This is a genomic window from Vicinamibacterales bacterium (assembly GCA_036504215.1).
Taxonomy (GTDB): domain Bacteria; phylum Acidobacteriota; class Vicinamibacteria; order Vicinamibacterales; family Fen-181; genus FEN-299.
This window is the reverse complement of record DASXVO010000060.1, coordinates 15,568-36,878: the sequence shown is the minus strand read 5'-3', so window position 1 is coordinate 36,878 and position 21,311 is coordinate 15,568. Positions and strand designations below refer to the sequence as shown.

The window sequence follows — 21,311 nt, the reverse complement described above, 5'->3', positions numbered from 1 at the left end:
CGTCTGGGTTCTTCTTCGTCGCGGGCAGCCATTCGTCTACGGGGACTAGTTCCCCGCAGCCGTGGACAAATACCTGGGGTAATTGCCTAAGTCGCAATGCGTTGCACGACGGACAGCGACGCCCGTTCTCACCTCTAAACGAACTAGGTTTGACGAAGACCAAGCGCGAGCACGCACCGCACAGAAGTACGGTTCGAAGAACGTGGGCGTCTATCGCCTCAGGAGCACCGATTGTGAAGCGCGCCGCTTCTCCGGGAGGCGGAAACCGCCGATCGACCGTTCCGCCTCGCGATCGCCATCGGTCGAGAAGGGTCGATACTTCGGAGAGAACCGCGCCCATTCTGTCTGGTTCCCATCCGGTTGAAAGCCGGACCTCTCCTAGTTGCACAATTGCTAGCCCGTCCTCCCAGTCGACGGTCCTTCCGGGAAGATAATTGAACAGCAGTTGCGAGACGCCCCGTTGCATGGGAGGAATCGAGGGCTGCCGACTCTCCTCGCCGCGATTTCCCGAGGTTGCGGTGTTTCTTGGTCTAGCCATTCATGAGCACCCGCAGAATCCTAACGTCCTCGTCATCGCTCACGTTAACAGAGGCAGGATCGTCAACGTCACGCAGACTGCGCATCGCCTTGAGGTACGTATTGAGAGGTTGCGGTCGCCCCGCGGTTCGCGGCGTGTTGACCACCGCGCTAAACGCGTTCTTCGAACGAATGGAAACGCGATCTCCGTACTGACGGGTCGGTGCTAAGTCCGCACCATAGGCTCGAAGCATCCACTCTACGACCGCGTCCTCGTTCAGTGCCTCGGCTCCCCTTTGCCCTATACGATCTTGAACGCTCTCTACCGTGGGCATCTGTGCCCCAACCATCGCCGCCGCGACGCCCATCAAATAGCCACAGAGAACGCCAGGAACGGTCCGAAAGAGTGCCGGTTCTGGCCACCGGTTTACGGGTGAGGGATCTACCAGACGATCGAGGTATTCGTGGAACTTGCTAAATCGGTCAAAGATGCTCCTGTCCCGTTCACTCTGAGGAGTGACGACCAGGAGAGACAAGCCGGGATACGTACGCCCGACACGGGCAGAAGCCTGGATGTACTCGGCCACCAAGCGCGTGAAGCCAGCAAAGAGTATGACGTTGAATCGATCGACGTCAACACCATGCCCAATGATGTTTGTGGTGACGAGTCCCCGTACGCGCTCTGCTGGATCGTTCTCGCCAGTTCCATTGGCAATTGCTTCCATCACGGCAATCATCTCAGCCACGTCCACACCGCCGTTGAACATGTCCGTCTTCAGCTCGCCGTGGCGAGGGGCAGTTTCCTGTATCTCCTTCTTCACCCTGGACTCGATGGCTTCTGCCACCTGGTCGGAACCTTTTCTCGTCAGGACGTATGTCAGTGCCATCTCGTAGAGGAAGACCAATGTCCGGAATTCTTGTTCCGACATCTCCCGTCCGGTATAGGTCGTCGTAGCCCGAGCCAGATCAACCGCTGCCAGGTCGCGCGCAGCCTGGAGCTCGAGGTAAACAGTTGTAAGAGCCTTCGTGACAGCCGGCGTGTGCTTGCGTCCTACGCCGAGGACGCCGATGAAGATCCGCCCCAGTCGTGACTGGTTCTGTCTGTAGTAGAAGGAATCGTACGCCTCGGGGCCGGGACCTGGAAACTGCCGCGCCTTCTTCAGATAGAGATGCCACGCATGCTGCCTGTATTCTTCGATCGTCGCGGTTGCCGTGATGATCTTCCACGGCTTTGCCCCCAGACTCTGCGAAAGCCGCATGACTGCAGTCTCGTAGTGCGCGTCAAATGTCCCAAGTTCTTCACTCAGGAGGTGTAGTTCGTCCTGCACAAGGAGTGCGGGTGCCGGATCGTGGAATGGACCATAGTCCACTTCCGATTGCCCGCAATTCTCCGGACGGGCTCCCGCTGCGATCTGCCGGGCGGCTTCACACAGGCGATTGGTGCCGCGAAATGTTGCCCCGTGCGAACCGCACACCGCGTCAATCCGCCCGAACAGGTTCGCGAACCGCTGGTTTTGCCCGAATTGTGCGAGCTTATCCACGGTGGACACAATGACCGTCGGCAACTGGCTGTAGAGATCGGCGTCGACGACGTAGACGGGGAGGCGCTCCGCGCCACCCGGACAATCCGGGGACGTACAGCGATGCTCTATCAACCGCAAGGAGGGTTCATACCGGACTTTGACCTTCGCTGAGCAAAAGGGGCAAGCAAAGAGGCGTTGCAACCTCGCATCTATCCCCTGCGATTGAAAGCGCCGATGATCGTCGTCAGAAATTGAATTTGGCGTGACGCTGTTGCCGACAAAGTAACCGATCGAGAACCGCTCACCAGCCAGTCCTTCCCGGGCGCGGATGATCTCCGCACTCGCCAGTGACCGGCTTAGGCGTTGAAGTTGCTGGAATGTCAGGAGGCGCAGAGGGAATCTGACGAATGCCGTCACACCGAGGCGTTTCCCGCGGAGGCGGTCGAAGAACGCTTGCCACAAAATGAGACCAAGGAAGGCTTCCGTTTTCCCGCCGCCTGCAGCAAACCAGAGCACCTCCACGCTGCCGTCATCGGTCGTAGCGAGTTCCGGGTACTCGCGGGCTGCGAGCTCGGACAGTTGTGAGACGATGAACACGATCTGAAACAACCGCCAGGCTGTGAATTTCCTGGAGGCTGCATCCATTGCCAGGTTCATTAACTCAAATGCCCGCCGCACCAGTGGATAGGAGGTGTCTTCCAGGAGCGCTATCCCCGCACTGAACCTCTCGACTTCCCTTGCGAATTGGTCTCGCGCTTCGCCCGCCTCTCTTTGCTCTTGCCCTGTCAGTAGAGCAATCTTCGTCGCCCAGGACTGTCGGTCGTAACGCAACATCTCGTCTCGGATTTGTCTGAGCACCGCGGGAGCGTCTTCGGCAAGGGAATTGAACGTCGGCTCGGCACCCTCTATCTCTCTTGGTTCGAGTCGAGGCACACTCTTGATGGGAACGGTCTCCACGGACAACGTGAGCGTATCCGCGGCGGCATTCGCGTCGATTTGACCGTTAATGCCTACCCCCGGCATTTCCCGATTGAAACGGAAGCTTGCGGGAAGCTCCTGGAACAACGTCGGTCGATGAGCCGCACGTGGGATGCGCACGCTAAAGGCGATCGCGTAGACATTTGGATCCACATAGTCCAACGAGGCGCCTGGAACCGCATCGGTTTGATTCACTATGCGCGCGGCGATACGTACGAGCCCGGACTGGGCGGGGTATGGGAGCCGCCGAACGTCAAGCATCAGCCGCCACGCGAGTGCGATCCGGTCCGCATTCTGAGGAGCAAGAAACTGCGTGTAAGCGTCCGCGCTTGCTACTTGCTCCGGTTGCAGTCGAATCGGTCGGCGTCCAGAAAAGAGCCCCGACAACGCAATGAGGTCGAGGAACGGCTGAAGGTCCGGTGACAGGTCGAGCTGCGCGCGTCCCTTCGTCACCAGTTCCCGAAGCGGCACTGTCTTCTCTATAGGACCAATCGATTCTCGTGTCCAGACCGGCACGAGCTCCGTCAGACGCCGGGGGCCAAGCACTGGATCAACAACCGTTCGCCAGACACCCCTCTCGTTCTGCTCCTCAAATGTCGGCACACGGCGGACGTACACGGTACCCGCCACGCTGACAAGGAGTTCTCCTGACGCCTCGTTGTCAGGAGCAAGCCACTCCGCTCCGATGTTCGTTTGCTGGTATGGGCTGTCGCGAGGTAGGTCGTCCGCCAGAACCTCTTCAGGCGTCTCCCCCGTCGCGGGAGGGCGCCCAGTAGGGGTGAGGAATCCAGATAGGACGTGGTCCTGAGGACGGTTGCTGACGATCCTCGCAGCGCTGGTGTCGAGCCCTCGAAGTCGGTTGGAGATGCGATTTGCAAGCGTGCTCGCGAAGGTGTTGTAGTCCGAGTCAGTGAGTGACATCAGCAGGTCCTGACTTCAAAACGTCCTCTACCGTTACTTGTTCGGCAGCTTCCATCAATTGGCGGCATGACATTCCCCAGTCCCGCTCAATCCTCGCCAAAGTGGGAGCATCCAAGCGCCCGGAGTACGCCCCGCGGATAGCCCTAGCCAGATAGCGCCCACACCGTCGGTGAGCGTGACGGAGGCGCAAAATCTCCGCGTAAAGTTGGGGGAGAACCTCTTCCGGCAACGAAACGCCGAGTGCTCTCGCGAACGAGAGGAACTTGTCGAGTCTGTCAGGAACTAGGGTGTTCTGGGGATCGCGCCTCAGCCACGAGCGGACGTTGAAGGCTTTCACCTCGAAACCGTCTTCCTGCATAGTGCGCGCGATGTCGGCGACGCGCCGGCGCCGCGCGTCGAACACAGCCCTGACGACTTCGAGCCAAGTTCGACGGGCTTCGGCAGCAGCGGCAAGCTGCCCCGTGTCGAGGACGTTCAGGAGGCGGTCCGAAAAGAGCGCGTGCGAATCAGCGAGGATGATTATCTCGTCCCCGCGATTCAGTTCTCTTGCTGAGACGGTCTTCAGCCTCCGCGCCGATGCATTGAGGACCTCAAAGCGAGCGTTCTCGTGGACGTCTAGTCGTGTCCCATCGCTCAGAAGGATGGCGACGAAACCGCTCTCGACGGCGTCCGTCAGGTGGTTGACGAATCCTGAAGCGGCAGCGGCTGATTCGAATCGCCAGTCGATCGTAACGTCGGTCGCGAATGCGGGAACGTAGCGTTCTATTGCTTCCTGCACCGTTCGGAGAACTGGCTGGCTATCGGATGCTCCAATACGGTCGAGAATTGAGATGAGTCTTCGAAGTCCAAACCAGATCGCCCTCGCTTCGAGAGGATCGACAATGAAGCAGAGATTCCGGGCCCTCGTACCAAGGGCGTTGTCTAGCGTTGCTGGTCCGAAGAAGCCCGTCGTCACGACACTGTCGATGCCTTCCTCGCGGCTCGATGTCGGAGGACGGATGCTTACGCCCAGAGTCTGAAGGTCCTCGGCGCTCCATCCGATCTTCTCCAGTTCGGCGCGAAAGATGTCGGCTGCTGCCAGTTTCGAGTAAGGACCAGAACTCCACTCGCACCGTGGGCAGAGACAGTCGCCTCGATGACCTGGCCTCTGCGCTCTGTCTCGAGCTGTTCGTCTCTGGCATGACGGTCGAGTAGTTCTTTGCCCAACCGCAGCATGTTCGCCTTCGTGGGATTCTCCGATTCGAGTCCGACGAACGCAGCGTCGAACTTCCGCAGTTCGTTCTCCTGTTCCGCTCCCGCAAACCTCTGGCGGCACGCCCACCATGCTGATTTCGCCAGGGAAAGCAATTTGACATCTGTCGGATCGCCGTCTTTGAGACCGCCGAACGCGAATTCGAACTTGCGCTCTGCTTCAAGCCTGTCTCTGCCCACCAAGCGGATTTCCGTGGCTATCGGTGACAGCGGACGTCCGACTTGGCAGAATAGTGCCTGGTCCAAAGTGCCGCCCTCGGCAAGGGAAACCAAGTCACACGGTCCAGATGCCATCAAAACCGTCGGGCGCTCCGTTGAACGCCGGTTTAACAAGCGAGCAACCGCTTCGAACCGAGATGAACCACGCAAGCCCTGAATATCGACCAGAAGGAAATCCACTGTTGAAAGTTCTACCTCCTCCTCCCGGGTAATCTCGCCTCTAGCGTGGACCAGACAGGACGGTTCAGGTCCACTCCGCGCTATCCTGCCGAAGACCGGACGGCGCCGCCGGCCGAATGAAGCGCCGGTCCACGAAGAAACCTGCACAAATGATGAAGCCGGTAGTGCGAGATCGCGAAAACGTCCGGGGCGCCTGTTCAGCCCTTGTTCCCAATCGGATGGCGTCAGCACCTCTGCACTCCGCGGCGCGAGGCTTGCCCGTCGAACTCGCTCCGATCGCCGCACATCGAGCGTGGCGGTCGTGTTGTAGAGCGGAAGATCTAGAATCCTAAGGTCGGTGGGGCGAAAGCAGACAACGCCCACCTGAGGATGAAGGGGCAATAGGTGGTGTAGACCGGCACAACCCAAGTAGATGTGAAAAGGGAGAAGTACCCCAGCGCGTGTTGTTTGCCAGGACCCGACGATGACCACAAGCCGTCCGCCTTCCAAGGCGGCTCGCGTCCCGGTCAGCATCGGCTCCAGCTCCGCGTGAACGGGCAGCAGCTGCGCTTCAAGCGTGCGCGATCTGGAAGCGGCGTCGGTCTCCGAGATCGTCATTTTCCGTCCGAACCGATGAGGTTTGTCGGGAAGCAATCAAACGCGAGGCATTCTAACCCATCAATGGAGTGCTGCAGCTTGAAGGCGTATCCGCACCGGTCGAATCGGCCCTGGCGTCCATCTCGGGGCGTCAAACAGCAGGGGCAGGCTCGGCCCCGACGTTGGGCGTTCCGCTACTCCCGTTCCGGCGGCGCATAGTACGTCCCGGTTCCTCGGTTCTGGTCCCGGAAAGACCCAAGAAGAACCCAAACGGCAAGTTCCGACCCTCCGGTTGTGGGTAATTGCGGCAAGGCCGGGACGCTGGAATCGAGCGAAACGCTAGGAATATTACGGGATGGAAGGTGGCTCCTCAGGTAGGACTCGAACCTACCCGCCTCCGCGCCGCGCACCCACGACATGCGGCGCTACGGCGAGGCCTCGCCAAAGCTCGCCGCGCGATCAACTCGGCGAGCGAAGGCGGGCAACCCCCTGGGACGTGCACTCCGAATCCTGCTGAGGTCGACGCATGGTGATTGAGGTCGCAAGGCAGTAGAGGAAGATCGGCTCCTCATCCGCCTTCGCTCCGCAGACGGAGCTACGGCGGGATTTCGTCGCCATTCTACATTCGGAGAGACGGAGTGTCGGAAAGGATTGGCTCCTCAGGTAGGACTCGAACCTACAACCCCCCGGTTAACAGCCGGGTGCTCTACCATTGAGCTACTGAGGAACACTGGCAGGTGCGCGGGCGCGCTGGCCCGGGAAGAAGTTATTGTAGCGCCGGCCGGCCGCCACGCGCAAGCGGCTGAGGCCGCCTGATGTCCTCTCACAAATCCGACGTGCGCCCACTGCCACCCATGTCAGGCACGGCTTGTCTCGCCGAGGCCACTCGGCGATGGCGAGTCGCCCGTCGCCGCTCGGTCGCGACCTGGGCGCGGTGGCCCGTCGCCACGCGGTGACCGGGTGGCCCGCGCTACCGTCGCCCGCCGGATCTCCGCGGCGAGCCGGACCTGAGCTGGACGAGCGCGCCCACGATGCCGAGGGCGATCCAGGCGAGAAAAGTCCACTGACGTGCAATCAACGGCGTCCCCAGGTGCCCGGTCCAGACCTCGTCCATCCCGGTCGGCCGATTCGCGCGGTGCGCGACGAGCGCGACGAAACCGGCAACGGCAGTCTGCGCCCCGACAAATGCGGTGGCGAATATCACGGCGTAGCGCTGCCACGCAAACGCCATGACGCCCCCGGCAACCGCGAAGAAGAGAATGACGATGACCCCGGGGTCGCGACCCCACTGCGTCCAGACGGCGTGCGCCGCCATCGCGCCGAAGCCCGCGCCGACGAGCACCACGCCCGCGAAGTAGCCGGCGTAGAGGATCAGCGCGCCCACGACGCCGCCCACGGCGAGCGCGATGAGCATGCCCGTGACGTTGCCCGGCGCGACGAGCGTGCTCGCGAACAACGCACCGATGACGAGGCCGTAGATGGTGAGGACCGCGCGGAAGAGACGGTAGCCCGCCACGCAGGCCAGGAGCCCCGCCAGGATCAGCAGGAGACCGGCGGGCAGTTGATACGCGTGAGGCAGCATACGCCTGTCAGACCTCCCGGCGTCCTTCCATGGCCTTGTGCATCGTGACTTCGTCCGCGTATTCGAGGTCGCTGCCGACGGGAACGCCCATCGCGATGCGCGTCACGCGAACCCCGAGCGGCTTGAGGAGCCGCGCGAGATAGATCGCGGTCGCCTCCCCCTCGACGTTCGGGTTCGTGGCCAGGATGACCTCCTCCACGTGCCCGCCTTCGACGCGTGCGAGCAGGCCTTTGATCTTCAACTCGTCGGGGCCGATCCCCTGGAGCGGGGAGATCGCGCCCATCAGGACGTGGTAGCCGCCCTTGAAGTCGCGCGTCTTCTCGATTGCCATGACGTTCTGCGGCTCCTCGACCACGCAGATGAGCCGCCGGTCGCGCCCCTCGTCGCTGCAGTACGCGCACGGATCGACGTCGGTGATGTTGTTGCAGATCGAGCAGTACGTCACGCGGTCCTTGACGTCACGGACGGCCTCGCACAGCCGCTCGGCATCCTCGCGCGGCGTGCGAAGGACGTGAAACGCGAGACGCTGCGCGCTCTTGCGGCCGATGCCGGGCAGGCGCTGGAGTTCCTCGATCAGACGGGTCACGGGTTCAGGCTGGGGCATCGGCGTCAGAACATCCCGGGAATCTTCATCCCGCCCATCATGCCGCCGAGTTGCTGCTGCAGGGCGTCCTCGACCTTGCGCTGCGCGTCGTTGATCGCCGCGACGATCAGGTCCTGCAGCATCTCGACGTCCTCTTTCGACACGACCTCGGGGTCGATCTTGAGCGACAGCAGTTGCTTGTTGCCGCTCATCTCCACCGTCACCATGCCCCCGCCGGCGGTCGCTTCCACGCGCAGTTCGGCCATCTGCTTCTGCAGGCGATCCTGCATCTGCTGGGCCTGCTTCATCATGTTCTGGATGTTCATAAGCCCTAGATCTTCTCGATGTCCTTGATCTCGAGCGGGATCAACTCGAGCAACGTCTTCATGTCCGGATCCGCGGCGACTTCGGCCTTGAGCGCCTCGCTCGGCCCCGGTGGCGCGCCGGCGGCGCCGGCCCTGCCGGACGACCGGTCACCCGACGCCTGCGGCGAAGGCGCCTCGGTCATCACGCCGACCACGTGCATGCGGCGGCCCGCCACGCGCGCCGCCAGCGGCTCGAGCCACGTGCGGTTCTGCTCGAGCTGGTCCTTCAGCAGCCGGTGCGCCGGCGAGAACGAGAAGACGAGACGGTCGCCCTCGACCTCGATGCGATGCGCCTGCGCGACGGTCATGCGAAAGAACCCGACCTTCGTGCGCTTCACCTCGGCGAGGAACGCATCTTTCACGTCGGCGCCCGCGGCCGCAGCGGGCTCGTCGGGCACGGACGATTCCTCGTCCGACTCCTCGTCGAAGGTGTCGATCGGCGGCGGTTCGGGCCGCTTCGCCGCCGGCCGCGCGGCCGGCGCCGGTCTCGGGGCCTGAGCCGCCGGAGGCTGAGCGGCAGGCGGAACGACGGCCGGACGAGGAGGCGCTGCGGCCGGCGCGGGGGACGGGGCCGGAGCGATCCGTCGAACGGGCGCCTGCGGTCCTGCCGTCCGCGCGCCGCCTCCGGACGCGCTCGATCGCCCGCCGCCACCAGGCAGCCCGCCGCCCTGCTGCAGTTGCTCGATCAGATCCGCCAGCGGCGCGAGCTTGCGCAGGTGGATCCACTTCAGCAGCGCCATCTCCAGGTGATAGCGCGGTTCGGCGGCCGCGCGCAGGTCGGCTTCCGCCCGCGCCACCAGGTCGAACGAGCGGAGCAGGTCTTCGCGCGAGAACCGCTTCACCAGCGCCGCAATCCGCTCGCGCTCACCTGCCGGCACCACCTCCACATCGTCGAGCCGCTTCTGATCGACCGAGACGAGCATCAGGTCGCGCACGAGCCGCGACAGCTCACGGCAGAGCAGGCGAAGGTCGAAGCCATTCTCGATCGCGCGCCCGGCCAACTCGAAGGCGGCGGGTGCCTGCTCGTCCGCCACCGCCGTCACGATGTCCAGCAGCAGGTCCCGGCCGACCAGGCCGAGCACGGTCGACACGTCGAGTGCCGTGACCGTCTCGCCCGCGAACGCCAGCACCTGGTCGAACGCCGTGAGCGCGTCGCGCATGCTGCCGTCGGCGGCGCGCGCCACCAGCGCCATCGCGTCGGGCGCCACGTCCAGCTTCTCGGCGGCCGCGATCTTCTGCAACTGCGCGACAATCGCCCGCTCGGAGATCGTCCGGAATTCGTGCACCTGCGACCGCGACGTGATCGTCTCGGGGATCTTCTGCAGCTCGGTCGTCGCCATCATGAAGACGACGTGCGGCGGCGGTTCCTCGATCGACTTCAGGAGCGCGTTGAACGAATGACCGGAAAGCTGGTGGACCTCGTCGATGATGAAGATCTTGTAGCGGTCGCGCACCGGCGGGATCGACAGGCCGGAGATGATGACCTCGCGGACCTTGTCCACCTGCGTGTGCGTGGCGGCGTCGATCTCGAGGACGTCCATGTCGCGCCCGGCGGCAATCTCCACGCACGCGTCGCACGTCCCACACGGCTGGGCAGTCGGCCCGGCCTGGCAGTTCAGCGCTCGCGCCAGGATGCGGGCGGTCGTCGTCTTGCCGACGCCCCGCGGACCCGCGAAGACGAAGGCCTGCGCGATGCGCCCGCTACCGATCGCATTCTGCAGCGTGCGCGTCACGCCCCCCTGTCCGACGACGTCGTCGAACCGCTGCGGGCGCCATTTGCGGGCCAGGACCTGGTAGGACATGGAATGAAAGGGCTTCCGCCTTCGCCCGCCGCCCCACTCATGGCGCGCTACGGCGGACCCGCCGAAGCGCGACGCGCGAGGGCGGGCTGGGCTCGGGATTAGAGATCCAGACGACGCGAGCGGCGGCGGATCCCACCGCGACCCGGATGGCCCTGCGGCACATGCAAGACACTGCTTAGCGCTGCTGCCTTCCGGCCCTGACGCGGTTCACAGGCTGGCATTGCACAGGATCCGGGCCGCGGTGCGACCCACCCCCGCTCGGTGACCCGTTCAGTGTACCGTGCGCGGCTGTGCGGCGTCCAGCGCCGCCAAGCGCACGGGCGAGACGCCCGTACCACTCAGCCTTCAGTCCCCCCGCCAGCCGCACGGGCGAGACGCCCGTACCACTCAGCCTTCAGTCCCCCCGCCAGGCGCACGGGCGAGACGCCCGTGCCACTCAGCCTCCAGTCGCCCCGCCAGGCGGGCCCGCGCCTATAATCTCCAACCGTGGACTCCTCCTCCGGGTCTATGTCGAGTGTGAGCGATGCTGAGCTCATCGAGCTGGCTCGGGGCGGCGACCGTGCGGCGTTCGGCGAACTGGTCGAGCGCTATCAGCAGGCCGTATTCCGTGCCGCGCTGGCCGCGCTTCGATGCCGGGAAGATGCGGAGGAAGTCGCGCAGGATGCCCTGGTGCTGGCCTTCCGAAAGCTCGACAGCTTCCGCGGTGAGGCCAGCTTCAAGACCTGGCTGCTGACGATCACCTGGAACCGCGCCATGGATCGGCGGCGCACGGTCGGCGAGTGGCTGCGGCGCTTCGTCAGCAGCGACGACGGGAACCGACCGGAACCCGCGTCACACCATCCGACGCACGAGGAGTCGCTCATCGCCGAGGAGTCGCGACGCACGGTCCGGCGCCTCGTGCGGACGCTTCCGGCCAGGTACCGCGACCCGTTGCTCCTGTCGGCCGGGGGCGAGCACACCTTCGACGAGATCGCGCACATCCTCGGTGTGCCGACGGGAACCGCGAAGTGGCGGGCGATGGAAGGCAGACGGCTGTTGAAGCAGAAGCTGGTCAGCCTGGGGATGAGGTCATGAGCGAGGATCGACAGCCGGACCAGGCGTCACCGGGGCAGGCGTCACCGGACCCGCTCGATGGCGTGATTGACGCCGCCCTGCGGACGATGGGCGACACGCCGCCGGTTGATCTGCGCTTGTCGGTGCTCGCGCGGCTCGATGGCGGCGATCGCGGATCCGCCGGCCCGTGGGGACAGCCGTTCGCGGTCCTGCTCCGCCCGGCCGCGATGGCCCTCGTCGGCACCCTCGTCATCCTCTTTGGCATCGTGGCCAGCTGGCAGCACGCAAACCGGCACATCGAGGCACTGCAATCGAGACCGGCAGGCCGAATGGCCCGCGAGGTCGGGAAGCCCCTGCCCGGCGATATGGCCGCCAGAGCGGTGGAGCCGACCGTCGCGAAGAAGACCGCTCCGACAGACGCTGGCGCCCCAGCGGCGGGCCTGGCGGCACGACGCGGGCGTCAGCGCGCGTTCCCCGAAGGACCTGAGCGGCCTGTCCTGGCGGCTTCTTTGGCTGGCGGCATCCTGGTGGATGACTTCGTGTCCCTGTTCGGCAACGAACCGGCGGGGCCGTGCCTTCCGGGCGCGCCAGCCGGCGATCTCGGCGACCCGATACTGCCCATGCCACCACCGCGCCCGATTACGTTCGTGCCGGTCGTGCCGGCGCCGCCCGTTTCGGACCTTGCCATGCCGGTCAGCGCAGTGCCAGCCGGTGAACCAACACGGGACCCGTCGGGTCCCAACCAGAGTGGAGGAAATCGTCGATGAACGCGCGAAAACTCACCACGTTCGGTCTCGTCGTCCTGTGGCTTGGAGTTCTGGCAACCGCTGGCCCGGCGTGGGCTCAGGGACCAGAGCCGCAAGTCGTCCCGAGAGCGCAGGCCAAACCGGCGACGCCACCCGCGGCGGCGCCCACCCCGCGGCCGCCCGAAGCGATCCAGGAACGCGTCGCGATGCCCTTGGCGGACTCGGCGGACAACGTCCGTGTCGAGGTCACGATCAGCTACCAGGTGGGCAACGCCCAACCGGTCAAGCGTAGCGCGCTGTTGATGGTCGCCGCGGGCAATGGCAGCAGCCTGCGGGCCGGCGTCAACCTCGCCGTGCCGACGACGACGTTCTCGCCGACGCCGAGGGCCGAGACCGTCAGGGGGGAGAACGTGGCGCCTCCCGCCCCATCGGTTGGACCGATGACCTCCTACAACTACCGGTCGGTTGGTCTCAACGTGGACGTGAACCGCGCGCGGATCGTAGGCGGCCACATCAGCCTGGAATCGCTGAGCGTGGAATTCAGCGCCGTCGACGAAAAGACCTCCGAGGCCATGAAGGTCCCCTCGTTCCCGACGTTCTCTCAGCGACTCTACCTCAATCTCGAGTCGGGAAAGCCGATGATCGTCGCGCAGTCGAGTGACTTCGTGGACAACGTCGAACGGAAGCAGACGGTCGAGGTGAAAGCGACGATCGTCAAGTAGCCGGGACGATCTTTTCCTTTATGATCTTCTCATGTCCGAGATCTCGCCTGCGCTACGCGCGGCCTATCAGCGCCACGAGCGACGCTGGGCCGACAACCTCTTCGTTTACGCGGTCGTCTCGCGCCGGAGCCACGGCGTGTCGGTGGGCATCAATCTCAACCCTGGCAAGGAGTGCAATTTCGATTGCGTCTACTGCCAGGTCGACCGGCACGTCCCGCCGCGTGTCAGGAAGGTGGATCTCGATCGCCTGGCGACCGAACTGCACACCGTGCTGGCGGCTGCGGCGGACGGATCCCTCTACGACGCGCCGCCGTTCACCGCGATCGCGCCGGATTCACGCGTCGTGCGCGACATCGCGTTCTCGGGAGACGGCGAACCGACGACGTGTCCGCACCTCAAGGCGGCGGTCGAGATTGCGGCAGCCGCGAGGCGGAGGTTCGACCTCGACGGCACGAAGATCGTGCTCATCACCGACGCCGCCTATCTCGCACGCCCGGCCGTCCGCGACGCGCTGGTCGTGCTCGACGCCAACAACGGTGAGATCTGGGCGAAGCTCGATGCGGGTACCGAGGAGCACTTCACGCTGATCGATCGCCCGAACGTGACGTTGCAGCAGGTGCTCGAGGGCATCCTCGATGCCGCGCGCATTCGGCCCGTGGTCATCCAATCGCTCTGGATGCGCGTCCATGACGCAGTGCCGTCCGTCCAGGAGGTGGTCGCCTATTGCAACCGCGTGATCGAACTCCGAAGGGCCGGTGCGCAATTGAAAGGGCTGCAGATCTACACCATTGCCCGCACACCTGCTGAACGGTGGGTGCGACCATTGACCGACGAGGAACTGGACGCGCTCGCGGCAATCGTCCGCGAGCGGGTGGATGTCCCGATCGAGACGTTCTACGGCGTCGGGTGACGAAGGCGGAACGGCGGGCAGGCGGCAAGGCGGCGGACCGCGAGGCCGGGGGTCGATTCCGCGAGAGAGCCGCAGAGGACGCTCTGCCGACAGTCGTGGGCGCTACTTGTGGCCGGTGGCCGGGATGGGGCCGATCTTCTCCGAGAGCAGGGCCACGGCCAGGGCATAGGCGTGAGCGCAGTTGTACTGCAGCAGCGCGCCGTAGTTGTCGAACACCAGGTAACTGCGCGACCCGGCGCGGACGAGCGATGCCAGCATCTCCGCCCTCGGCAGCGCGCCCCGGCCGATCGGCCTGACGCCGAGCGCGCGCCAGCGGGACAGCGGCAGCGCTTCGCTCATCTGCCGGGCCGCTTCGCAGCCCTGCTGCCGCAGCGGCGCGGCCGCCCCGAGCCTGGCAGAGGCGTCCTTCGGCAACCTGACGGCGCGACCCCACGCCGCTTTCGCGTTCCAGCCGCTCTGCTTCAGGTAGTTGCCAATCGACGCGAAGACGTCCGCCTCCGACGACCAGATGTCGCGCTTGCCGTCGCGGTCGAAATCCTCCGCGTACTTGAGATAACTCGACGGCATGAACTGCGGCTGGCCCATGGCGCCGGCCCACGAGCCCTTCATCCGCGCCGCGTCGATATCGCCGCGATCGAGAATGCGGAGCGCATCGATCAGCTCGTTTCGAAACATCGTGGCCCGGCGGTTGTCGTACGCGAGCGTCGCGAGCGACGCGATCGTCGGACGCACGCCGCTGAACCGTCCGAAGTTCGACTCGAGTCCCCAGATGGCGACGATGATGCCCGGCGACACGCCGTAGGTTGCGGAGACCTTCGACAGGACGCCAGCGTGGCGCTTCGCCATCTCGCGCGCGGTCTTCACCGTCTTCCTGTCGATGCGGCGCTTCAAATAGTCGTCGATGGACAACGTCCGCTCGGCCTGGGTCCGGTCCCGCTGCACGACAGCCGGCTGCGGCTCGATCCCGGTCAGCGCCTGGTCAACCGTCGCCACGCTGATCCCCTTGGCCAGCGCCTCCTTGCGCAGGTCGGCGAGCCACTCGCCAAACGGCTGGGCGGCGGAAGCGTCCTGCGCAACGACGCGGGCCCCGGCCACTCCACTGGCCAGGACCAAGGCAAGGGCAGACGCGACAACCAGGCGGCAGGAATGAGTCACCTCCCCATTATGCGTCCCTGGCCGATCGCGGGTCGAGACCCGCTATTACGCCGAGACCGGGCACCCCAGCTATACTCCACGCGATCCAGTCCCCCCGAGGTCACTGTCATGATGATGCGCGCCCGTTCCTCTCGCCGCTTTCGATGGATCGTCGGCGGCCTTGCACTCGCCGGCCTCGCCTTGCTGGTCAGTAGCGCCCTGCGGCCTCCGGTGCAGGCTCAGTCCGATCCCAACGTCCTCATCGACCCTGCGCTCTTCAAGGAACTGCGCTACCGCTCGGTTGGTCCGCACCGCGGTGGCCGGGTGACGGCAGTGGCTGGCGTGCGCCAGCAGCCGTCGACGTTCTACATGGGCGCGACGGGCGGCGGCGTGTGGAAGACGACCGATCGCGGCCAGACGTGGATCAACGTGTCGGACGGCTTCTTCTCCACCGGCTCGATCGGCGCCATCGACGTCGCCCCGTCCGACCCGAACGTCGTGTACGTCGGCACGGGTAGTGCCGCGATCCGCAGCAACGTAATCCTCGGCAAGGGCGTGTACCGGTCGCCGGACGCGGGCAAGACCTGGGTGTTCGCGGGCCTGAAGGAGGTCGGGCAGATTGGCGCGATCAAAGTGCATCCGAAGGACCCGAACATCGCGTATGTCGCGGCCCTCGGCCAGGCGTTCGGGCCGAACCCCGAGCGCGGGGTCTTCCGCACGGGCGACGGAGGCAAGACCTGGAAGAAGGCGCTGTTCATCAACGATCGCACCGGGGTCGTCTCGCTGGCGATGAACCCGTCGAATCCCGACGAGATCTACGCGGGCGCGTGGCGCGGTGAACGTCGGCCGTGGACGATTGTCAGCGGCGGATCGGCCAGCGAGGGGGGCATCTACAAGACGACAGACGGCGGCACCACGTGGACGCACCTGGCCAACGGTCTCCCGCAGAAGCTGATTGGCAAGGTCGGCATCGACCTCGCGCCGTCGAACCCCTCGCGCGTCTACGCGATTCTCGAGGCGCCCGAACCCGAGGCCGGCGTGTACCGGTCGGACGATGCGGGGGCGACGTGGCGGCGGGTCGGCACGCAGGCGGGCCTGGTGGCGCGACCGTTCTACTACACGTACATCGACGTCGATCCGAAGGACGAGAACGTGGTCTACGTGAACAACCTGTCCTTCTGGAAGTCGAGCGACGGCGGGCAGACGTGGCGCGCCCTGCCGACGCCGCACGGCGACAACCACGGGATGTGGATCAACCCTGATCGCCCCGAGGTGTTCATCCAGTCGAACGACGGCGGCGCGAATGTCACGCTCGATGGCGGTCGAACCTGGTCAACGCAGTACAACCAGGCGACGGCCGAAATCTACCAGGTGGCGCTCGACAACCAGTACCCGTATCGGCTCTACGGCGCCCAGCAGGACAACACCACGGTCATCGTGCCGAGCCTGCCGGCGACGGGCCTCGGGGTCGACCAGGCGGTCCAGACGTGGACCCAGGGACCGGGCTGCGAAACGGGCCCGATCATGCCGAAGATCGATGACCCGACAATCGTCTACGGCTCGTGCAAGGGCGAGTTCTCGCGGATGAACATGACGGTCGGCCAGGAACAGCAGCGGTGGGTCCACCCGCAGAACCGGTACGGCCATCCCGCGCGCGATCTGAAGTTCCGGTTCCAGCGCGTGTCGCCGATGGAGCTGTCGCCCTTCGACCCGAAGGTGATCTACTACGGATCGCAGTTCGTTCATCGGACGCGCGACGAGGGCGCGACGTGGGAAGTCATCAGCCCGGATCTGACGGCGCACGAAGCCGACAAGCAGGGCGTGTCGGGCGAGCCGATCACACGGGACATCACGGGCGAGGAGATGTATTCCACGCTCTACGCGATTCGCGAGTCCACGATCGAGAAGGGCGTCATCTGGGCCGGATCGAACGACGGCCCGGTGCACGTGACGCGCGACAACGGCAAGACCTGGACGAACGTGACGCCCAAGGGGCTCGCACCGGGCGGGCGCGTGCAGAACATCGAGGTCTCACCGCATCGGAAAGGTTCGGCGTACGTCGCGGTCTACCGATACCTGCTGAACGACTGGCAGCCGTATCTCTACCGGACCGATGACTATGGCGCCACCTGGACCCGCCTGACCGACGGCAGGAACGGGATTCCCGGAGACTACCCGACGCGCGTCGTCCGCGAGGATCCGGGCCGTGAGGGCCTGCTCTACGCGGGCACCGAGTTCGGCCTGTTCATCTCGTTCGACAACGGCGCGCACTGGCAGACGTTCCAGCAGAACCTGCCCATCACGCCGGTCACCGACATTCGGGTGCACCAGCAGGATCTCGTGCTGTCCACGATGGGGCGATCGTTCTGGATCCTGGACAACGTCACACCGATCCACCAGGCGGCCGCGGCCGCGCAGGCGAAGCTCGCGGCGTCGGCGTGGAAGAGCGGCCTCATCGATCTTCGCCCCGCGTGGCGAACGCGCTACAGCCCGATGGGCAGTCGGCCGGATCAGCCGCAGTATCCGCCGCCCGGCGCGATCGTCGACTACTTCCTCGCCACCGAACCGGCGGGCCCGGTGAAGATCGACGTCCTCGAGGCCGACGGAAGGGTCGTGCGGACGTTCACCAGTGACGCGCCCCTGCGTGCCGGGCCCTCCAACGCCCGCGGTGAGGCGCCCGCGGACGAGGACACGCCGCGGCGCGGCGGCGCGGTGGCCGTCCGTCTCATGAAGACGGCTGGGCTTCACCGTTTCGTGTGGGATCTGCGCTACGACGGCGTGGCCGGCGGGGGCCGCGGCGGCGGCGCACCGATCGTCGTGCCCGGCGCCTACCAGGTGCGACTGACGATCGGCGATCTCGTCGAGACCAAGCCGCTCGTGGTGAAGCTCGATCCGCGTGTGGCGGCCGACGGCGTGACACTGGCGGATCTGCAGGAACAGCTCGATCTGCTGCGCCGAGTGCAGGCGGCGGTCGTGGATGCGCGGGCGACGGCTGAGCGGCTGAATCGCGCGATCGAGCGGGCGCCAAAGGCCGGCCAATCGGACGCGCTCGAGGCCCTCCGCGCGAGGCTCGTCACGGCGTCCGGCCCGTATCCGCAGCCGATGCTCATCGATCAACTCTCCAGCATCGCGAGGATGGCCGGCAGCGCCGATCAGAAGGTTGGGCGGAGCACGTTCGACTACCTCGATGAACTGAAGAAGGAACTGGCGGGAATCCAGGAGCAGGTCAAGAAACTCGGGATCTAGGCAGGAGGCCACGGAAGCTTCAGTCCCCTGAGCCCTCCCCGGCTGCCAATTCGGCAGCCGGGAAGGGCGTCCGGCCGGCCGGCGCCGCGTCGCCACGGAGATCGCTGCGGGGCCCGGTCCTCTGGTATCATTCCCGCCGACCACGGTCCCCGCCCCACCGGCTACATTCCTCGTTCAGAAGGACATCCATATGCCGTCGATTCGAACTCGTGCACGAAAGGGCGTCATCCCGCTCGGTGGGCTCTGGCTCGTGCTGGTCGCCGCGCTGGCGGCGGCGGCGCCGGGCACGAAGACCATCACGTTTCAAGATCTGATGAAGTTCAGGGCGATCGAGAAACCCGTCATCTCCGACGATGGCAAGGTGCTGGCCTATGGGCTGCAGCCCGATCGCGGCGATGGGGAGGCGATCGTGCAGGCGCTCGCGGGCGGCAAGGTGGTGAAGGTGCCGCTCGGCGGATCGCCCGTCATCTCGAAGAACGGCCGATGGGTCGCGCTGGTCGTGAAGCCATCGTTCGCGGCCAGCGAGAAGGCCGGCAAGGACAAGCCGAAGCCCGGTATGGCGCTCGTGGACGTGTCGGCAGCGTCAGTCGTCACGACCGTCGAGAGCGTGGACAAGTTCGCCCTCTCGGACGACTCGAAGTGGCTGGCGTACCTGCTGTCGCCCTCCGAACCGGCGAAGCCCGCTGGCGGCGAGGCCGCGAAACCCGCGCCGCCGACAAACGCCCGGAAGGACGATGCCCGAAAGCCCGGTGGCACGCTGAAACTGCGTGACCTGGCGACCGGTGCCGAGATGGAGATCCCGAAGGTCGCCTCGTTCGCGTTCGATCCCGCGTCGAAGTTCCTCGCCTACGTCGTCTCGGCCGACGAAGGCAAGGGCAACGGCGTGTTCGTGCGGCCGCTGACGGACGCGACGGCCGCCCCGGCGGCGATCGTCCAGGCCGACAACGGCCGGTACGACATGCTCACGTGGTCGAAGGACGGCGCGCTACTCGCATTCCTTACCGGCGTCGAGAAGCCTGCGGCGTCGGCCACACTGATGGTGTTCGACGCGACGACGCGCCAGAGCCGCCAGGTGGCGTCGAGCGAACAGGCACCCGCCGGCTGGATACTGCCGTTGAAGAACGACCTGGCGTGGAGCAAGGACCGCGCGCACCTATTCTTCGGCTTCAAGCCTCAGGACCCGGCCGCGAACCAGTCGACGAAGACCGACAAGCCGGACGGCACGCCCGACCCGTACGACACCGACGCCCTTCTCGCCAAGGTCGAGGGCGACGTGTGGCACTGGAACGACCCCCGCATCATCCCGCAGCAGAAGCTGATGTGGGAGCGCGAGAAGGACCGCACCTACCGCGCCGTTCTGCACGTGGACACGGGCAAGATCGTGCCGCTCGCCAACATCGAGATGCCGGACGTGGCGATCCCGGACAACCCGCGCGTCGCGCTCGGCACCTCCGACGTCCCCTATCTCAAGCAGACGACCTGGGACGAGCGCCGTCGCGATCTCTTCATCGTCGATCTGGACACCGGCGCACGGCGACTGGCGGTGAAGGCGCTGCGCGATCAGGCCTCGATGTCACCCGATGGAAAGTGGTTCGCGTACTTCGGCGACAGGCAGTGGCACCTCGTCGATTGCACCACGCCAGCCGGCACGTCGAAGGACGTGGCGATCGACCTCGGCGTCACGCTCGTGGACGAGGAGCACGACACCCCCGACGCGCCGCCATCGTACGGATTCGGCGGCTGGGTGGATCAGGGAGCGAGCTTCCTGGTGTACGACCGATACGACATCTGGCAAATCCCGACGGCCGGCGGGCCAACCGTCAACATCACGGGCAGGCAGGGCCGGGCTCGCGAGGTCACGTTCCGAGTGGTGACGCTCGACGCCGAGTCGAAGTCGTTCTCGAGCCGCGAACCCCTCCTCCTGACGGCCTATCACAACAAGGAGAAGAACTGGGGCTTCTACGCCGCCTCGATCGCCAAGCCGGGCGTGGATGTTCGCCTCGACGAAAAGAAGTCGTTCAAGTTCGTTGCGAAGGCCAGGAATGCCGACGTGCTGCTCTACACGCGCGAGGACTTCGGTGAGTTCCCGGACGTGTGGGCGACGGACTCGACGTTCAAGCAGCCGCGCAAGGTGTCCGCTGCCAACCCGCAACTCGCCGACTTTGCGTGGGGCACGGCAGAACTCGTCGACTACAAGAGCCTGGACGGCGTTGCGCTCCAGGGTGTGCTGATCAAGCCGGCCAACTACAAACCTGGCACGCGCTACCCGGTCATCACGTACTTCTACGAGCGGCAGTCACAGCGGCTCTACGAGTTCAACGAACCGGTCGTGAATCACCGTCCGTCCTTCTCGGTCTACGCGGGCGCCGGCTACGCGGTCTTCCTGCCCGACATCGTCTTCACCGTGGGTCACCCGGGACAATCGATGCTCAGGTGTCTGGTGCCGGCCGTGCAGAGGCTGGTCGACATGGGCGTCGCGGACCCCAAGGCGCTCGGCCTGCACGGCCACTCGTGGGGCGGCTACGGCACGGCCTACGTCGTGACGCAGACGGACATGTTCGCGGCTGCAGTCACAGGCGCCCCCGTCGCGAACATGACGAGCGCGTACGGCGGGATCCGCTGGGAGTCCGGGCAGGCACGATTGTTCCAGTACGAGAAGACCCAGAGCCGGATCGGCGGCACGCTCTGGGAGAAGCGAGACCTGTTCCTCGAGAACTCGGCGCTGTTCTATGCGGATCGCGTCAAGACACCGCTGCTCATCGAGCACGGCGACGAAGACGGTGCGGTGCCGTGGTACCAGGGGATCGAGCTCTACCTGGCGCTTCGCCGCCTCGGCAAGGACTGCATCTTCCTGCAGTATCGGGGAGAGCCGCATCACCTGAAGAAGTACCCGAACAAGCTCGACTACTCGATCAAGATGAAGCAGTACTTCGACCACTACCTGAAGGGCGAGCCGGCCGCCGACTGGATCACGAACGGCGTCCCGTACCGGGGAAGGTGAGAG

At 65.4% G+C, this 21,311-nt stretch carries 14 protein-coding genes, 1 tRNA gene and 1 other RNA gene; 6 read left to right on the top strand and 10 right to left on the bottom strand.

What is annotated here, in order from left to right; genetic code table 11:
* Positions 1-530 precede the first annotated feature (530 nt).
* From VGK32_18500 to ffs, 9 genes are all read right to left on the bottom strand, one after another.
* The gene (locus tag VGK32_18500) at positions 531-3,938 is read right to left on the bottom strand and encodes a helicase-related protein (protein HEY3383758.1); all 3,408 of its coding nucleotides are present in this window, start codon (positions 3,936-3,938) and stop codon (positions 531-533) included.
* A complete protein-coding gene (locus VGK32_18495) occupies positions 3,925-4,893 on the bottom strand; it encodes a hypothetical protein (protein HEY3383757.1) in 969 nt (322 codons plus the stop codon). Before VGK32_18495 ends, VGK32_18500 begins: the two co-directional genes overlap by 14 nt.
* Before the next feature lie 47 nt (positions 4,894-4,940).
* Positions 4,941-5,588: a hypothetical protein gene (locus VGK32_18490; GenBank protein HEY3383756.1), complete on the bottom strand. Its 648-nt coding sequence runs from the start codon at positions 5,586-5,588 to the stop codon at positions 4,941-4,943.
* A 1,228-nt stretch (positions 5,589-6,816) separates the two neighbouring features.
* Positions 6,817-6,891: transfer RNA gene (locus tag VGK32_18485), tRNA-Asn, on the bottom strand.
* Between the two features lie 243 nt (positions 6,892-7,134).
* The gene (locus VGK32_18480) at positions 7,135-7,746 is read right to left on the bottom strand and encodes a DUF4203 domain-containing protein (GenBank protein ID HEY3383755.1); all 612 of its coding nucleotides are present in this window, start codon (positions 7,744-7,746) and stop codon (positions 7,135-7,137) included.
* Positions 7,747-7,753: 7 nt separating this feature from the next.
* Positions 7,754-8,350 (bottom strand): recombination mediator RecR, encoded by a 597-nt coding sequence (gene recR / locus VGK32_18475; protein HEY3383754.1) that lies wholly within the window; start codon positions 8,348-8,350, stop codon positions 7,754-7,756.
* A gap of 5 nt (positions 8,351-8,355) precedes the next feature.
* Complete coding sequence (locus tag VGK32_18470) at positions 8,356-8,655, bottom strand: YbaB/EbfC family nucleoid-associated protein (GenBank protein ID HEY3383753.1); 300 nt, start codon at positions 8,653-8,655, stop codon at positions 8,356-8,358.
* A 5-nt stretch (positions 8,656-8,660) separates the two neighbouring features.
* Positions 8,661-10,496 (bottom strand): DNA polymerase III subunit gamma/tau, encoded by a 1,836-nt coding sequence (gene dnaX, locus VGK32_18465; GenBank protein ID HEY3383752.1) that lies wholly within the window; start codon positions 10,494-10,496, stop codon positions 8,661-8,663.
* Positions 10,497-10,633: 137 nt separating this feature from the next.
* Positions 10,634-10,733, bottom strand: an RNA gene (gene ffs, locus VGK32_18460) — signal recognition particle sRNA small type.
* 279 nt (positions 10,734-11,012) lie between these two features.
* Between ffs and VGK32_18455 the strand changes: the two genes are divergently transcribed.
* From VGK32_18455 to VGK32_18440, 4 genes are read left to right on the top strand one after another with little or no spacing between them, the layout of a single operon-like run.
* Positions 11,013-11,570, top strand: coding sequence for an RNA polymerase sigma factor (locus tag VGK32_18455; GenBank protein ID HEY3383751.1), 558 nt, complete (start codon positions 11,013-11,015; stop codon positions 11,568-11,570).
* Positions 11,567-12,316, top strand: coding sequence for a hypothetical protein (locus VGK32_18450; GenBank protein ID HEY3383750.1), 750 nt, complete (start codon positions 11,567-11,569; stop codon positions 12,314-12,316). Before VGK32_18455 ends, VGK32_18450 begins: the two co-directional genes overlap by 4 nt.
* Entirely contained in the window at positions 12,313-13,017 is a 705-nt protein-coding gene (locus tag VGK32_18445; GenBank protein HEY3383749.1) for a hypothetical protein, read from the top strand. Before VGK32_18450 ends, VGK32_18445 begins: the two co-directional genes overlap by 4 nt.
* Positions 13,018-13,048: 31 nt before the next feature.
* On the top strand, positions 13,049-13,927 hold the full coding sequence (locus tag VGK32_18440; GenBank protein ID HEY3383748.1) for a hypothetical protein: 879 nt from the start codon (positions 13,049-13,051) through the stop codon (positions 13,925-13,927).
* Between the two features lie 102 nt (positions 13,928-14,029).
* Here VGK32_18440 and VGK32_18435 read toward each other — a convergent pair whose 3' ends face one another.
* Positions 14,030-15,082 (bottom strand): lytic murein transglycosylase, encoded by a 1,053-nt coding sequence (locus VGK32_18435; protein HEY3383747.1) that lies wholly within the window; start codon positions 15,080-15,082, stop codon positions 14,030-14,032.
* Positions 15,083-15,190: 108 nt separating this feature from the next.
* Here VGK32_18435 and VGK32_18430 point away from each other — a divergent pair, with 108 nt between their 5' ends.
* Together VGK32_18430 and VGK32_18425 are read left to right on the top strand one after the other, a co-directional pair.
* A complete protein-coding gene (locus VGK32_18430) occupies positions 15,191-18,307 on the top strand; it encodes a hypothetical protein (GenBank protein HEY3383746.1) in 3,117 nt (1,038 codons plus the stop codon).
* A gap of 190 nt (positions 18,308-18,497) precedes the next feature.
* Positions 18,498-21,308 (top strand): prolyl oligopeptidase family serine peptidase, encoded by a 2,811-nt coding sequence (locus VGK32_18425; protein HEY3383745.1) that lies wholly within the window; start codon positions 18,498-18,500, stop codon positions 21,306-21,308.
* The last annotated feature ends 3 nt before the right edge of the window (positions 21,309-21,311 follow it).

Excerpts from the sequence above, each read along its gene's own strand:
- VGK32_18500 (HEY3383758.1), bottom strand. The coding sequence starts at position 3,938 with ATGTCACTCACTGACTCGGACTACAACACCTTCGCGAGCACGCTTGCA.
- VGK32_18450 (HEY3383750.1), top strand. The coding sequence starts at position 11,567 with ATGAGCGAGGATCGACAGCCGGACCAGGCGTCACCGGGGCAGGCGTCA.
- VGK32_18480 (HEY3383755.1), bottom strand. The coding sequence starts at position 7,746 with ATGCTGCCTCACGCGTATCAACTGCCCGCCGGTCTCCTGCTGATCCTG.
- recR (HEY3383754.1), bottom strand. The coding sequence starts at position 8,350 with ATGCCCCAGCCTGAACCCGTGACCCGTCTGATCGAGGAACTCCAGCGC.
- VGK32_18440 (HEY3383748.1), top strand. The coding sequence starts at position 13,049 with ATGTCCGAGATCTCGCCTGCGCTACGCGCGGCCTATCAGCGCCACGAG.
- dnaX (HEY3383752.1), bottom strand. The coding sequence starts at position 10,496 with ATGTCCTACCAGGTCCTGGCCCGCAAATGGCGCCCGCAGCGGTTCGAC.
- VGK32_18445 (HEY3383749.1), top strand. The coding sequence starts at position 12,313 with ATGAACGCGCGAAAACTCACCACGTTCGGTCTCGTCGTCCTGTGGCTT.
- VGK32_18425 (HEY3383745.1), top strand. The coding sequence starts at position 18,498 with ATGCCGTCGATTCGAACTCGTGCACGAAAGGGCGTCATCCCGCTCGGT.
- VGK32_18430 (HEY3383746.1), top strand. The coding sequence starts at position 15,191 with ATGATGATGCGCGCCCGTTCCTCTCGCCGCTTTCGATGGATCGTCGGC.
- VGK32_18470 (HEY3383753.1), bottom strand. The coding sequence starts at position 8,655 with ATGAACATCCAGAACATGATGAAGCAGGCCCAGCAGATGCAGGATCGC.